Origin of the sequence: Streptomyces sp. SID14478 (assembly GCF_010548525.1) — a bacterium.
Taxonomy (GTDB): domain Bacteria; phylum Actinomycetota; class Actinomycetes; order Streptomycetales; family Streptomycetaceae; genus Streptomyces.
The window spans coordinates 1-13,590 of record NZ_JAAGMG010001221.1 but is presented as its reverse complement, the minus strand read 5'-3'; the positions used below and the strand labels follow the sequence as shown (position 1 = coordinate 13,590).

Here is a 13,590-nt window from a genome sequence, read left to right as displayed (position 1 = left end):
GCCCTTCAACCGGCCCGCGACGGGCGCGCTGGACGCGGCCCGCGCGGCCCTGCGCGGATGAGCGGGAACCCGGCGGCGTCGGACGCCGTCCTCAAGCGGCTGCGCCGCGCGCAGGGGCAGCTCGCCGGTGTCATCGCGATGATCGAGGCGGGCCGCGACTGCAAGGACGTGGTCACGCAACTGGCCGCGGTCTCCCGGGCGTTGGACCGCGCCGGATTCAAGATCATCGCCTCCGGCATGCGGGACTGCATGACCGCCGCGGACGGCGAGCAGCCCCCGCTCAGCGAGGACGAACTGGAGAAGCTGTTCCTGTCGCTGGCGTGACGCTGTTCCTGTGGCCGGCGTGACGCTGTTCCTGTCGCCGGCGTGACAGGGCCGTCTCGGCGGGGCCGCTTCCGGACGACCCCGCCGAGACGGCGCCCTCAGGCGGCGCGCCGGACGCGTGCCCCGTGCCGGCGCACGAGGTCCGCGTACCGGTGACCGCTGCCCTTGATGGTGCGCACCTGCGTGGCGTAGTCGACGTGGACGAGGCCGAACCGCTTGTCGTAGCCGTACGCCCACTCGAAGTTGTCGAGCAGGGACCACGCGAAGTACCCGGCGAGCGGGGCGCCCTTGCGGACCGCGCGGGCGCAGGCCGCGATGTGGTTCACGAGGTAGTCCTGGCGCTCGGGGTCGTCGACGGTGCCGTCGGGGCGCACGACGTCCGGGTAGGCGGAGCCGTTCTCCGTGATGTACAGCTTGCGGGCGCCGTACTCGTGGGTGAGGCGCAGCAGCAGCGCCTCGATGCCGTTCGCGTCGACCTCCCAGTCCATGCCGGTGCGTGGGACGCCGAGGCGGCGCACGGCCTGCGCGTAGGGGGCCGGGCCCGCCGGGTGGTCGGCGATCGCGGACGGGAAGTAGTAGTTGAGGCCCAGCCAGTCCAGCGGCTCGGCGATGGTCGCCAAGTCCCCTGCCTTCTCGGGGAGTTCGACGCCGTACACCTCGACCATGTCGGCCGGGAAGCCGCGGCCGTGCACCGGGTCGAGCCACCAGCGGTTGGCGTGGCCGTCCATCCGGCGGGCCGCGGCGACGTCCTCCGGGCGGTCGGTGGCCGGCTCGACCTGGGCGAGGTTGTTGACGATGCCGACCTCGGCGTCGGGCACCGCGGCGCGGATCGCCTGGGTGGCCATGCCGTGGCCGAGCAGCAGGTGGTACGAGGCCTGCACGGCGGCGGTCAGATCGGTCCAGCCGGGAGCCATCCGTCCTTCGAGGTGTCCGATCCACGCCGAGCACAGGGGCTCGTTGAGCGGCGTCCAGTTCTTGACGCGGTCACCGAGCCGCTCCGCGACGACGGCGGCGTACGCGGCGAAGTGCTCCGCCGTCTCGCGCACCGGCCAGCCGCCCCGGTCCTGCAGCACCTGCGGCAGGTCCCAGTGGTAGAGGGTGATCGACGGGGTGATGCCCTCGGCGAGCAGCGCGTCGATCACCTGGTCGTAGAAGTCGAGGCCCTTGGCGTTGACCGGACCGTCGCCGCCGGGCACGACGCGCGGCCAGGCGACGGACAACCGGTAGGCGTTCGTGCCCAGTTGCTTCATCAGGGCGATGTCCTCGCGCCACCGGTGGTAGTGGTCGCAGGCGACGTCGCCATTGTCGTCGTTCTCGACCTTGCCGGGGGTGTGCGAGAACGTGTCCCAGATCGAGGGCGAGCGGCCGTCCTCGGCGACGGCTCCTTCGATCTGGTACGCGGCGGTGGCCGTGCCCCACAGGAAGTCGTGCGGGAAGGCGGCGAGGTCGAGGGGGGCCTGGAGGTCGGACACGGGGTTCCTTTCACAAAAGGGCGTACCGGGCGGGGAGTCGCTCACTTGACCGCGCCGGCGGTCAGCCCGGTGACGAGATAGCGCTGCAGCAGCAGGAAGCCGGCGACGACGGGCACGCTGACCACCAGGGAGGCGGCCATGATCTGGTTCCAGTACACGTCGTTGAGGTTGGCGTAGGCGCCGAGGCCGACGGAGAGCGTGCGGGTCGTGTCGTTCGTCATGACGGAGGCGAAGAGCACTTCGCCCCAGGCGGTCATGAACGAGTAGACGGCGACCGCGACGATGCCGGGGATCGCGGCCGGCACGATGATCCGGAACAGGGCGCCGAGCGGACCGCAACCGTCGACGAGGGCCGCCTCGTCGAGGTCGCGCGGCACCGACTCGAAGTACCCGATGAGCATCCAGATCGAGAACGGCAGGGTGAAGGTCATGTACGTGAGGATCAGTCCGGCGCGCGAGCCGAACAGGGCGATCCCGGTGGCGTTGCCGATGTTGACGTAGATGAGGAACAGCGGCAGCAGGAAGAGGATGCCGGGCAGCATCTGCGTCGACAGGACCGTCACCGTGAAGACGCGCTTGCCGCGGAAGCGGTAGCGGCTGACCGCGTAGGCGGCGAAAACGGCGATGATCACCGAGCAGACGGTCGCCGTGCCCGCCACGATCACCGAGTTCATGAAGTACTTGGCCAGCGGGACGGTCGACCAGATGTCGATGTACGGCCGGATCGTCAGACCGCTGGGGATCCAGCGGAACTTGCCCTGGACGTCCTGGAGCGGCTTGAGCGAGCTGGACACCATGACGAACACGGGCAGCAGCACGAAGCCGGTCAGCAGGGTGAGGAAGATCCGGCGGCTCCACAGGAACGACTGGGGCGCCGCCGTCGGCGACTTGCGCCGCAGCGGGGTCGCGACCCTGGTGTCAGACATCGGCGGTCTTCCTTCCCCGCGAGGTGAGCGCCAGGTAGAGGCCCGTCACGACGAGCAGGAACAGCAGGAGCAGCACGGACATCGCGGAGCCCGTGCCGAAGTTCCAGGTGACGAACGACGACTGGTAGATGTGGACGGAGATGATGTCCGCCGCCTTGGGTGCCGCCTTGCCGAACATCACGTACGGCGTGTTGAAGTCGTTGAACGTCCACAGGAACAGGACGAGCACCAGTACCTGGTTGACGGGGCGCAGCGACGGCAGCGTGATGCGGCGCAGTTGCTGCCACAGGCCCGCACCGTCCAGGGCGGCGGCCTCGTACATCTCCTTGGGGATGTTCTGCAGGCCGGCCATCACGATCAGGAAGGCGAACGGCCAGCCCTTCCACACCGACACGGTGAGCAGCGCGTAGAAGCTGTTGTCTCCGATGAGCCAGAACGAGGGCTTGTCGGTGACGCCGAGCTGGTCGTGCAGCACGTGGTTCACCAGGCCGTTGTCGTGCTGGAACATGAACACCCAGGTGATCACGGCGGCGTAGACGGGCAGCGCGTACGGGATCAGGAACAGGGCGCGCAGGATGCCGCGGCCCTTGAACGTCTCCTGCATGAAGACGGCGGCGGCCGTGCCGATCGCCCAGCACAGGCCGACCGACAGGATCGTGAACAGGCAGGTGACGAGGAAGGAGTGGAGCAGGGCCTGGCCGACGGGTGCGTCGAAGTCGACGGCGATCTTGAAGTTGTCGAAGCCGTTCCACGGGGCCGAGCCCCAGTCCCGGATGTAGAACTGGGTGAGCTCGCGAAAGCTCATCACGATGCCCATGACCATCGGGATCAGATGGACGAGCAGTTCGAGGACCAGGGCGGGCAGCAACAGCAGGTACGGGAGGCCGATGCGGCGGATCCGCCCGGGGCGGCGGCCCTTGCCGCGCGCCGCCCCGGGGGACTGTTTGCCGACGGCCCGCCCCTCCCCCGCCTCGGCGGGGTTGGTGGCGGTCGTGGTCATGTCGGTCTCCGCACTCACTTGTTGGGCATCGACTGCTGCGCCTTGTCCAGCGCGGCCTTCACGGTCTCCGTGGTGACCGCCTTGCCTGCGGCGGCGTCCGCGAAGAGTTCCTTGACCGCCGTGCCGACCGCGGTCTCGAACTGCGACTCGTCGGCGACCTGCGGCAGCGGGGCCGCGCTCTTGGCGAGGGTCTCCTTGAGGACGCTGGTGGCCTGCGCGTTGAACGCCGGGTCGTCCTGCGCGGCCTTGACCGACGGGATCGTCCCGTACGCCTTGTTGAGGATCTGCTGCTCGTCGTCGCTGGTCATGAACTTCACGAACTTCGCGGCGCCGTCGAGGTTCTTGGTGTTCTTGAAGACGGCGATGTTGATGCCGGCGACCATGGAGTTGACGCTGGTCCCCTGGCCCGGGGCACCGGACATCACGGGCGCGGGCACCACGCCGTAGTCGTCCGGCTTCATGCCCTGCGACTCGAAGGTGGTCGCGGCGGCCTGCCACAGGATCATGGCCGTCTTGTTCTTCGAGAAGTCGCTCAGGGACTGGTTCTGCGCGTACTCGGCATTGCCGGGCGCGATGATCTTGTCCTTGGCCATCAGGTCGACGTACTGCTTGACGGCCGCGACGGCGCCGTCGTCGGTGAAGTTCGGCTTGCCGTCCGCGGTGAACCAGTCGGTGCCGCGCTGCTTGGCCATGACGAAGATCTGGTGGATGTTGTTGGACAGGTTCGAACCCTCGGCGCCCAGGCCCCACTTGCCGCCCTTGGAGATCTTCTTCCCGTCGGCGACCACCTCGTCCCAGGTCGTGGGCGGCTTCGCTATCCCCGCTTCCTTGAACATCTTCTTGTTGTAGTAGAGCGCGTACGACATCGAGTACAGCGGCACCGCGGACGGGTCCTTGCCCGTCGTGCCGGTCGAGGCGAGCGCCGACTCGACGAACCGGTCCTTGCCGCCGATCTTCGCGAAGTTCTTCGCGTCCCACGGCAGCAGCGCGCCGCTGGCCTGGAGCGAGGCGCTCCAGGAGTTGCCGAGGTTCAGGATGTCGGGGCCCTGGCCCGACGTGGTCGCCGTCAGGATCCGGTTGAGCAGGTCCGTCCACGGGATGACCTCGAGCTTGACCTTGATCCCGGTCTGCTTCGCGAACTTGTCGAGTTCGGGCTGAAGGACCTTCTTGTCGACCGCGATGCTGGCGCCCTGGTTCGAGGCCCAGTACGTGAGGGTCTTCGGGGAGTCGTTGGACCCGCTCCCCGAGGACGAGCCACCGCCGCATGCGGTCGCGGCGAGGGCGAGCGAGAGGGTGGCAGCGCCGACGGCTGCGGCTCGGATTCTGCTCATGGCTCCAGGTGTCCCTTATCCGGAGGAACCCCGCCTGCGTTCACTGCCGTTCTCCTGCACGAGTTCAAGTAGTGAACGCCCTCAGGGCTTAATTTAGGCTGTGAGTTAAGCCGCACAAGAAGAGGGCGTCAAGGGATCGGACACGGGTATCTTGCGCAGGGCGGCGGTTGTTGGCGTCTTGTCGACGCAGGGAGAGGGAGAACATGGCCGGGCGGAACGGGCGTACGGTGCACGACCTGCGGCGCGAGAATCGCGCGGCCCTATTGCAACAGTTGTATTTCGATGGACCGTTGAGCCGGTACGAGCTGGCCCCGGCGACCGGCTTGAGTTCAGGTTCCGTCAGCAATGTCGTGGCGGAGCTCGCCGCCGAGGGCCTGGTGGAGGAGGCGGGCAGCGTCGAGTCCGACGGCGGGCGGCCGCGCACCCTGCTGCGGATCGCGCCGGACTGCGGCCTGCTGATCGGGGTGGACGTCGGGGAGAACCTCGTCCGCGTCGAGCTGTTCGACCTCGTCCTGACCGAACTCGCCCGCGTGGAGCGGCCGTTGGCAGTACGCGACCGCTACGACGTCGACCTGGTCGTGAGCCACATACGCGACGGGATCGCCGACGTGCTCGCGGCGGCGGGCGCGGACCCCGACCGGCTGCTCGGGGTCGGCGTCGGCGTGCCCGGCATCGTCGCGCGGGATCACGAGCGCGGAGCCGTGGTGCACGGCCAGACCATCGGCTGGCCGGCCGTGCCGCTGGAGCAACTGTTGCGCGAACGCTGCCAACTCCCCGACGGTATCCCGTACTTCATCGACAACGGCGCCAAGACGCTCGGCCAGGCGGAGATGTGGTTCGGCGCCGGGCGCGGGGCGGGCAGCGCGGTCGTGGTGCTGTTCGGCTCCGGCGTCGGGGCGTGCGTGGTCACCGAGGACGGCGCCGAGGGACGGGCCGTCGAATGGGGCCATCTGACGGTCCGCGTGCGGGGGCGGCGCTGTCGGTGCGGAGCGCTCGGCTGCCTGGAGGCGTACGCGGGTGCGCAGGCGCTCGTCGAACGGTGGCGGGAGGCGGGCGGGGCACCGCGCGGCGAGACCGGCGAAGAGGCGGCACTGGCCGAGCTGTTGGAGGCGGGGTACGGCGACGGCGGCTCCGACACCGAACGGGCCCTCGCCCTGTCCGTCCTGGAGGAGACCGCCGAGTATCTCGGCGCGGGCCTGTCCGACCTGATCAACCTCTTCCAGCCGGAGCGCATCCTCATCGGCGGCTGGGCGGGACTGCGCCTCGGCCCGCGCTTCCTGGAGTCGGTGCGCCGCCACCTCGGCACGTACGCCCTCGACTACCCACTGGGCCGCGTCGACGTCGCCCTGGGCCGCCTCGGCCCGGACGCGGTCACCGTCGGCGCCGCCACGCTGCCCCTCGCGGGCTTCTTCGCCCGGGGCGGGCGCCGCGCCGAGCGCGCCCGGGTGCAGGAACTCGCGGGATGGCGGCGGGCATTGGTGGCGCGCAAGGGATAGGGCGGTGCGCATGTTTCGATGGCGCCATGAACTCCCCGATCGACGACGCCGGTCCGCTCCTCAGGGACCGCACGGCCGGCGACCTGCCCGCCTGCGTCGCCGTGCTGCGCCAGGTGCACCTGGCGGACCGGTATCCCACCAACTGGCCTGTTGATCCCGCCAGTTGGCTTTCCGAAAGCGCAGTCGAAGGTGCCTGGGTGGCCGAGCGGGGCGGGCAGGTGGTCGGGCATGTGGCGCTCGCCCGGGTCTCGTCCGGGGACGTCGCGCCGGGGCTGCTGGCTCCGGGCGCACGGGCGCTGGTCGTCGGGCGGCTGTTCGTCGGGCCGGCGGCGCGCGGGCTGCGCTGTGGTGCGCTGCTGCTGGAGCGGGCGGCCGGCGAGGCCCGGCGGCGCGGGGCCCGCGCCGTGCTCGACGTCGTGACCACGGACACCGCCGCGGTGCGCCTGTACGAGCGCGCGGGCTGGGAGTTCCTGGGCGCCGGGCAACAGGACTGGGGTGGCGGCCAGTTGGTCGACGTACGGTGTTATGCCGCGCCACCTGCGCACCGCACGTCCCGATGACCACGTCACCCGAGGAGACCGTCATGGCCGATTCCGCTCCCGCCCGCTCCGCGAAGCAGCGCAAGCAGGACACGCTCGCCCGGCTGGAGCGGGACGTCGACGTGTGGGTCGCGACCGCGGGCGCGCAGGGCGGGGCGCCGTACCTGATGCCGCTGTCCTTCCTGTGGCAGGACGGGCTGGTGTACGTGTCGACGCGCGCGACGAATCCCGTCGCACGCAACCTCGTGGCGACCGGGCAGGTACAGCTCACCTTCGGGCCCACCCGGGACGTCGTGCGGATCGAGGGCGAGGCCGAGGTGGTGCCCGAGGCCGAGGTGACCACCGCGTTCGGCGACCTCTTCGCGCAGCGGTCCGGGTTCGACCCGCGCGCGGCCGACGGGCCGTACCCGTACTTCCGGATTCGTCCGCTGCGGATCCAGGCCTGGCGCGAGGCGAACGAGCTGGCGGGGCGGGACCTGATGCGCGACGGCACGTGGCTCGTCGAGGACTGAGACGGGACTGACGTGCGTGTGCCCCTCACCGCGCCGGGCAGTGAGGGGCACACGCAGGGGTGACCGCCGGGTCAGGCGACCGGGGCGGGCTCCTCGGCCGGAACGACGCCGCCGGGCGTCGCGTTCTCGGCGTGCCAGTCCGCGCTGTCGGCGAGCGGCTTCTCCTTCAGGACGAAGGCGAGGACCAGGCCGACCGCGAAGACGGGCAGCAGGTACAGGAAGATCGGGACGAGCGCTTCCTGGTAGGAGGCGACGACCGTCTCGCGCAGGTCGGCGGGGAGGGCGCGCACGAGCGCCGGGGTCAGCGAGTCGCTGTCGCCGACCTTGGCCGCGGCCTCGGCGGGGATGCTCGACGCCAGCTTGTCGGTGAGGCGGCTGGCGAACACGGCGCCGACGACGGCGGTGCCGAGCGTCGCGCCGATCTCCCGGAAGAAGTTGTTCGCGGAGGTGGCGGTGCCGACCTCGCTGCCCGGGAAGTCGTTCTGCACGGCGAGGACGAGCGTCTGCATCATCAGGCCGACACCGGCGCCCGCCAGTCCGACGTAGACGCAGACGAGCCAGACCGGGTCCGAGACGTCGAGGGTCGACATCAGGTACGCGACAAGCATGATGAGGGCGGTGCCGGCGATCGGATAGATCTTGTACTTGCCGGTCTTGGACATGATCGCGCCGGACGGCAGGGCGGTGCCCATGATGCCGACGACCATGGGGATCAGGAGCAGTCCGGACTCGGTGGCCGACTTGCCGTACACCATCTGCAGGTAGGTGGGCATGTAGCCGACGATCGCGAACATGCCGAGGCCGATGACGATCATGCCGAGCAGCGTGGCGACGTTGAAGATCGGGCTGCGGAAGAGGTGCAGCGGAATGACGGGCTCCGCGGCCCGCTTCTCCACGGCGAAGAACAGGATCCACGCGGCCACGGCGCCGATGCCCAGACCGATGACCAGCGGGTCCGACCAGGCGTACTGCGTGCCGCCCCAGCTGGCGAACAGGACGGTGCAGGTCACGGCCGCGGCCATCAGGGCCGTGCCGAGGTAGTCGAGGGTGACCCTGACCGCCTTGCGCGGCAGCTTGATCGCTACGGCGGCGACGAAGAAGGCGAGGACACCCAGCGGCAGGTTGACCCAGAACGCCCAGCGCCAGGAGTGCGCGTCGGTGAACCAGCCGCCGAGCAGCGGCCCGACGACGGACGACAGACCGAAGACGGCGCCCATCGGGGCCATGTACTTGGCGCGCTCACGCGGCGGCACCAGGTCGGCGATGATCGCCTGCGAGGTGATCATGAGGCCACCGCCGCCGAGGCCCTGGAGGGCGCGGCCCGCGATCAGCGTTCCCATGTTCTGGGCGAGTCCGCAGACCACCGAACCCACCAGGAACAGGGCTATGCCGGCCAGGAAGATGTTCTTGCGGCCCATCAGGTCGCCGAGCTTGCCGTAGACCGGCATGCCGACGGTGGCGGCGAGGATGTACGCGGTGGTGATCCACGCCATGTGCTCGATGCCGTTGAGCTCGCCGACGATGGTCGGCAGAGCGGTGGACACGATGGTCTGGTCGAGGGCGCCGAGCAGCATCGTCAGCATCAGCGCGGCGAAGATCAGGCCGAAATTGGCCGGCTTGGCGGTTTCCTCGGCCGACGGCTCGGGTCCGGTGTCGATGCCCTCGGCTGCGGGGGCGTGCGTCATTGCGTGGTTCTCCGATGTACGGGTGTGGACGGGGCACGGCCGTGCGGCGCGGGGAGAGCGGTCGCCGCGTACGGGTACTGCGGGGTGTGGGGAGTGCGTGGGTGACCGGCCCTGGTGCCGGTCACGCGGGGGCGCCTACTGCACCGCGCCCTGCCCGAGCAGGGCGCGCAGCGCGGTGAAGGAGTCGCGTACGCAGACGGCGGGACCGTCACGGTGGTCGCTCGTCCGCGACCACCGCTTGAGTCCGCTGCGCACGGCCGCCATGGCGATGCCGGCGAGCAGTTCGGCGGCCTCACTGTCGGGGGCGGTGCCGGTGCGCCGGGCGATGGTCCCGGCGAGGTCGCGTTCCACGGCTTCGCACTGGGTCAGGAAGACCGCGAGGACGGAGGGCACGCCTTCGGCGATGCGCAGCATGTCCTCCAGTTCCTGGGGACCGGCGACCGCTTCCTGGAGGTGGTCGGCGAGCACGTCGCCGAGGTCGCGCAGGACGGAGTCGGTGTCCTTGCCCGCCCCGTCGGCGAACCGGTCCGCGAGGGCGGGCGGCAGGCTGCCGGGCAGCGCGAACAGGGCGGCTTCCTTGCTGGGGAAGTAGTTGAAGAAGGTACGGGGCGAGACCCCCACCTCGTTGCTGATCATCTCCACCGTGACGCCCGCGAAGCCGTGCTCGCGCACGAGCCGCAGCGTCGCCGCGTGCAGTTCGGCGCTCGTACGACGGCGCCGGCGCGCGCGCAGCCCCTCGGCGGGGGCGCTCTGCTCGGGGTCGGGGGTGATCACGACGTGGATTCTTGCACACCGTGCAAACTTGCGGTCACTGCACCCCCCGCCCTTCCCACATGTACAGCCGCGGCCATCCGGGTTAGCCTCATATGTCCGTATTGCAGCTGTTTACGGCAACGATCTGGGGACTCTCGATGCGTGCACGCCCTGTCACCGCGGCCACCGTCACCGCGCTCGCCCTGGCCGCCCTCGCCGCCCCGGCCGCCTGGACCGGCGCCTCTGCGGCGGCCCCGCCGCGCTGCGCCGAGAAGGACCTCACGGTGCGCGCCGAGCCGTCCGACGAGAGCGCGGACGTGCTGAAGCTGAGCGTGCGCAACGACTCGACGCGCGCATGCCTCGTCGACCGGGTACCGACGGTCACGTACGGAGAGCTCGACGGGGCGGCGCTGCCGCTGCCGACGGTGCCGCACGCCGGGCACACACTGGCCCCGCACAGCACCGCGTACGCGGCGGTCCTGTCGGTGGCCGCCACCGACGACGCCGACAAGGAGGCCCGCACGGTGATGTCCGTGAACGTGGCCGCCGTGCCGGACCACAACGGCCGTACGTTCCAGGCGCTGAAGCTCGGCTCCCCGACGGGCGTGCGCGTGTGGGAGCCGGTGACGACGTTGTGGCAGTCGTCGCCGGAGCGCGCCGCCCAGGTGCTCCAGGAGGAGACGACGGGACGGGGCACGATCGCCGCCTGACCGCAGGCGCCGCCCGGTCGGATGCTCTCGCTTTCCGTCACCTCCTGAAACTCCAACTACCCTTTCTGCGGCTTTTGTTGGCTGTGGGGCCTCATGAATCGCGCGAACTTCCGTCACAACTCTTGACGCTCGATTCACACACCTGAAGCATGCGTCGCCAGGAGAGCGCTCCCACACCCCACACTCGTTCACTTCATGAACCAGGAGAGCCGCTGTGCCCCACCTCCCCATACGTGTGTCACGTCGCCGTGTCCTCGGCGCGGCCGCCGTCACCGCCGCCCTTCCCGTGCTCGGTTCGACCGTCGCGTCCGCGGCGCCGGCCCAGCCGCGCGCGGACCTCCCCGGCGGCGGAGACCTCGGGCCCAATGTGATCGTTTTCGACCCCTCCACGCCCGGCATCCAGGCGAAACTCGACGAGATCTTCAAGCAGCAGGAGTCGGCCCAGTTCGGCACCGGCCGCTACGCGCTGCTGTTCAAGCCCGGTGCGTACAGCGGACTCAACGCCCAACTCGGCTTCTACACCTCGATCGCGGGCCTCGGCCTGTCCCCCGACGACACCACCATCAACGGCGACGTCACGGTCGACGCGGGCTGGTTCAACGGCAACGCCACCCAGAACTTCTGGCGCAGCGCCGAGAACCTCGCCCTCGTGCCGGTCAGCGGGACGAACCGGTGGGCGGTCGCGCAGGCCGCTCCGTTCCGCCGCATGCACGTGCGCGGCGGCCTCAACCTGGCGCCCGACGGCTACGGTTGGGCCTCCGGCGGCTACATCGCGGACAGCCGGATCGACGGCAGCGTGGGACCGTACTCGCAGCAGCAGTGGTACACCCGCGACTCGTCCGTCGGCGGCTGGGCCAACGCCGTCTGGAACATGGTGTTCTCCGGCGTCGAGGGCGCACCGGGGCAGACCTTCCCGAACCCGCCGTACACGACGCTCGACACCACGCCGGTCTCCCGGGAGAAGCCGTTCCTGTACCTCGACGGCGCCGACTACAAGGTGTTCCTGCCGGAGAAGCGGACCAACGCGCGCGGTACGACCTGGGGCAGCGGCACCCCGCGCGGCACGTCGGTACCCCTCACCCAGTTCTACGTCGCCAAGCCCGGGGACAGCGCCGCCACCCTCAACGCCGCCCTCACCCAGGGTCTCCATCTCCTTTTGACGCCCGGCATATACCACCTGGACGCGCCGATCCAGGTGAACCGGGCCGGTACGGTCGTCCTCGGCCTCGGTTACGCCACGCTGGTCCCTGACGGCGGGGCCACCGCCGTCAAGGTCGCCGACGTCGACGGGGTGCGGCTCGCCGGATTCCTCATCGACGCGGGCACGACGAACTCCGCCACCCTGCTGGAGGTCGGGCCGCAGGGCGCGTCCGCCGACCACGCGGGCGATCCCATCACCGTGCAGGACGTGTTCGTGCGGATCGGCGGCGCGGGCGCCGGCAAGGCCACCACCAGCATGGTGATCAACGCCCGGCACACCATCGTCGACCACACCTGGGTGTGGCGCGCCGACCACGGCGAGGGCGTCGGCTGGGACACCAACCGGGCCGACTACGGCGTCGTCGTGAACGGCGACGACGTGCTGGCCACCGGCCTGTTCGTGGAGCACTTCAACAAGTACGACGTGCAGTGGAACGGCCAGGGCGGGCGCACGATCTTCTTCCAGAACGAGAAGGCGTACGACGCCCCGAACCAGGCCGCGGTCCAGGACGGCTCGGTGAAGGGCTTCGCCGCGTACAAGGTCGCCGACTCCGTGACCAGTCACGAGGGTTGGGGACTGGGCTCGTACTGCTTCTACAACACGGACCCGACGATCCGGCAGGACCACGGATTCGCCGCGCCGAACAACGCGGGCGTGAAGTTCCACGACCTGCTGGTGGTGTCACTGGGCGGCAAGGGCCAGTACGAGCACGTCATCAACGACATCGGGGCCGCCACCTCGGGCGACACCACGGTGCCGTCGACGGTGGTGTCATACCCCTGACGGCTGCGCGCGGGGCGCCCCTTGCGGCCGGGGCGCCCCGATCAGCGAGTCGTCGTGGACACGGGCGCCGGGCAGCCGGTGCCGGGCCGCGATGAGGGCGGCGTCGACGTCGCGGGTGCCGGTGGCGACGCACAGCGTGTACGCGACGTCGTCCATGCGGCGCCGCGCCTCGGCGCCGCCGTCGTCGGAGTCGAGCATGCTGAGCGTCTCGTACTCGCGGACGAGACTGGCCAGCAGTGCGGGGTGGGCCAACAGCATCGACGGGGCTCCTTGATCACGGGTGGCGCGGGCTTCTCGCCCGCCTGCCCCGCCGGTCGAGCGGCAAACGGCCGGTGCTCCCGCGCGCGGCTCAGTACGCGGCCGTGAACCTCGTGCGGTGGTGCTTGGGGCGTTCTGCCTCGTCGAGGAGTACGACGGCGAGGTCCTCCATGGAGAGCGTGCAGACACCGTCGGCGTCGACGAGGAGGTCGTCGGTGCCGAGCCGGTAGCGGCCGGTGCGCTCGCCCGGTTCCAGCAGCGCCGCGGGAGCGAGGTAGGTCCAGTCGACGTCATGGCCGGTGGCGCGGCAGACGGCGAGCTGTTCGTTGCAGGCCAGCGCGATGGGCCGCAGGGACGACGGGAAGTCGGGGGCCTCGACGACGGTGCGGCCGCCGGTGCCCGGCACGACCAGGCCGGCGGCGCCGCCGACGAGCAGGAGCCGTACGCCGGTGGCGTGCAGTCCCGCGAGCAACGCCTGTGCGACGGCAGCGAGTTCGGGCTCCCGGCCGGGTGCCGGCCGGGTCGCCGAGACGACCAGGTCCTGACCTGCGGCGAGTTCCGCGATCCGGGCCGGGTCGGCGGCGTCGCCGGTCCGCAGCC

At 70.5% G+C, this 13,590-nt stretch carries 14 protein-coding genes; 6 read left to right on the top strand and 8 right to left on the bottom strand.

The genetic code is table 11. The features are described 5' to 3' along the window. The first annotated feature begins 57 nt into the window (after positions 1–57). Positions 58–324: a metal-sensitive transcriptional regulator gene (locus G3I40_RS39060; RefSeq protein WP_164559561.1), complete on the top strand. Its 267-nt coding sequence runs from the start codon at positions 58–60 to the stop codon at positions 322–324. A 98-nt stretch (positions 325–422) separates the two neighbouring features. On the opposite strand, the gene G3I40_RS39055 is transcribed toward G3I40_RS39060, so the two are convergent. Genes G3I40_RS39055 through G3I40_RS39040 form a run of 4 tightly spaced genes read right to left on the bottom strand, consistent with a single transcriptional unit; the run spans position 423 to position 5,053 of the window. Then, complete coding sequence (locus tag G3I40_RS39055; protein WP_164559560.1) at positions 423–1,796, bottom strand: GH1 family beta-glucosidase; 1,374 nt, start codon at positions 1,794–1,796, stop codon at positions 423–425. Positions 1,797–1,837: 41 nt separating this feature from the next. Beyond that, on the bottom strand, positions 1,838–2,722 hold the full coding sequence (locus G3I40_RS39050) for a carbohydrate ABC transporter permease (RefSeq protein WP_164559559.1): 885 nt from the start codon (positions 2,720–2,722) through the stop codon (positions 1,838–1,840). Beyond that, positions 2,715–3,722 carry a sugar ABC transporter permease gene (locus G3I40_RS39045; RefSeq protein ID WP_164559558.1) on the bottom strand — a complete coding sequence of 336 codons (1,008 nt, stop codon included), beginning with the start codon at positions 3,720–3,722 and terminating at the stop codon, positions 2,715–2,717. The genes G3I40_RS39050 and G3I40_RS39045 overlap by 8 nt, the downstream gene beginning before the upstream one ends. A gap of 14 nt (positions 3,723–3,736) precedes the next feature. Then, on the bottom strand, positions 3,737–5,053 hold the full coding sequence (locus tag G3I40_RS39040; RefSeq protein ID WP_164559557.1) for a sugar ABC transporter substrate-binding protein: 1,317 nt from the start codon (positions 5,051–5,053) through the stop codon (positions 3,737–3,739). Between the two features lie 203 nt (positions 5,054–5,256). Here G3I40_RS39040 and G3I40_RS39035 point away from each other — a divergent pair, with 203 nt between their 5' ends. Genes G3I40_RS39035 through G3I40_RS39025 form a run of 3 tightly spaced genes read left to right on the top strand, consistent with a single transcriptional unit; the run spans position 5,257 to position 7,600 of the window. Further along, positions 5,257–6,549: an ROK family transcriptional regulator gene (locus tag G3I40_RS39035; protein ID WP_164559556.1), complete on the top strand. Its 1,293-nt coding sequence runs from the start codon at positions 5,257–5,259 to the stop codon at positions 6,547–6,549. A 26-nt stretch (positions 6,550–6,575) separates the two neighbouring features. After that, positions 6,576–7,109: a GNAT family N-acetyltransferase gene (locus tag G3I40_RS39030; protein WP_164559555.1), complete on the top strand. Its 534-nt coding sequence runs from the start codon at positions 6,576–6,578 to the stop codon at positions 7,107–7,109. Between the two features lie 23 nt (positions 7,110–7,132). Further along, a complete protein-coding gene (locus G3I40_RS39025) occupies positions 7,133–7,600 on the top strand; it encodes a pyridoxamine 5'-phosphate oxidase family protein (protein ID WP_164559554.1) in 468 nt (155 codons plus the stop codon). Between the two features lie 71 nt (positions 7,601–7,671). Here the strand turns inward: G3I40_RS39025 and G3I40_RS39020 are convergent, their stop codons facing one another. Next, positions 7,672–9,285 (bottom strand): MDR family MFS transporter, encoded by a 1,614-nt coding sequence (locus G3I40_RS39020; RefSeq protein ID WP_164559553.1) that lies wholly within the window; start codon positions 9,283–9,285, stop codon positions 7,672–7,674. 135 nt (positions 9,286–9,420) lie between these two features. Further along, entirely contained in the window at positions 9,421–10,059 is a 639-nt protein-coding gene (locus G3I40_RS39015; RefSeq protein WP_164559552.1) for a TetR family transcriptional regulator, read from the bottom strand. Between the two features lie 137 nt (positions 10,060–10,196). Between G3I40_RS39015 and G3I40_RS39010 the strand changes: the two genes are divergently transcribed. Further along, positions 10,197–10,748: a DUF4232 domain-containing protein gene (locus G3I40_RS39010; protein ID WP_164559551.1), complete on the top strand. Its 552-nt coding sequence runs from the start codon at positions 10,197–10,199 to the stop codon at positions 10,746–10,748. 235 nt (positions 10,749–10,983) lie between these two features. Further along, complete coding sequence (locus G3I40_RS39005) at positions 10,984–12,732, top strand: coagulation factor 5/8 type domain-containing protein (protein ID WP_343245160.1); 1,749 nt, start codon at positions 10,984–10,986, stop codon at positions 12,730–12,732. On the opposite strand, the gene G3I40_RS39000 is transcribed toward G3I40_RS39005, so the two are convergent. Next, entirely contained in the window at positions 12,721–12,990 is a 270-nt protein-coding gene (locus G3I40_RS39000) for a DUF5133 domain-containing protein (RefSeq protein ID WP_164559549.1), read from the bottom strand. The genes G3I40_RS39005 and G3I40_RS39000 overlap by 12 nt on opposite strands. Positions 12,991–13,081: 91 nt before the next feature. Beyond that, positions 13,082–13,590: NAD(P)H-binding protein (locus G3I40_RS38995; protein ID WP_164559548.1), on the bottom strand; the 509-nt coding region annotated here is incomplete at its 5' end.

What these genes read in the sequence shown, in the direction of transcription:
- G3I40_RS39020 (WP_164559553.1), bottom strand. Translation starts at nt 9,285, where the DNA reads ATGACGCACGCCCCCGCAGCCGAGGGCATCGACACCGGACCCGAGCCG.
- G3I40_RS39025 (WP_164559554.1), top strand. Translation starts at nt 7,133, where the DNA reads ATGGCCGATTCCGCTCCCGCCCGCTCCGCGAAGCAGCGCAAGCAGGAC.
- G3I40_RS39050 (WP_164559559.1), bottom strand. Translation starts at nt 2,722, where the DNA reads ATGTCTGACACCAGGGTCGCGACCCCGCTGCGGCGCAAGTCGCCGACG.
- G3I40_RS39045 (WP_164559558.1), bottom strand. Translation starts at nt 3,722, where the DNA reads ATGACCACGACCGCCACCAACCCCGCCGAGGCGGGGGAGGGGCGGGCC.
- G3I40_RS39040 (WP_164559557.1), bottom strand. Translation starts at nt 5,053, where the DNA reads ATGAGCAGAATCCGAGCCGCAGCCGTCGGCGCTGCCACCCTCTCGCTC.
- G3I40_RS39060 (WP_164559561.1), top strand. Translation starts at nt 58, where the DNA reads ATGAGCGGGAACCCGGCGGCGTCGGACGCCGTCCTCAAGCGGCTGCGC.
- G3I40_RS39035 (WP_164559556.1), top strand. Translation starts at nt 5,257, where the DNA reads ATGGCCGGGCGGAACGGGCGTACGGTGCACGACCTGCGGCGCGAGAAT.
- G3I40_RS39030 (WP_164559555.1), top strand. Translation starts at nt 6,576, where the DNA reads ATGAACTCCCCGATCGACGACGCCGGTCCGCTCCTCAGGGACCGCACG.
- G3I40_RS39010 (WP_164559551.1), top strand. Translation starts at nt 10,197, where the DNA reads ATGCGTGCACGCCCTGTCACCGCGGCCACCGTCACCGCGCTCGCCCTG.
- G3I40_RS39000 (WP_164559549.1), bottom strand. Translation starts at nt 12,990, where the DNA reads ATGCTGTTGGCCCACCCCGCACTGCTGGCCAGTCTCGTCCGCGAGTAC.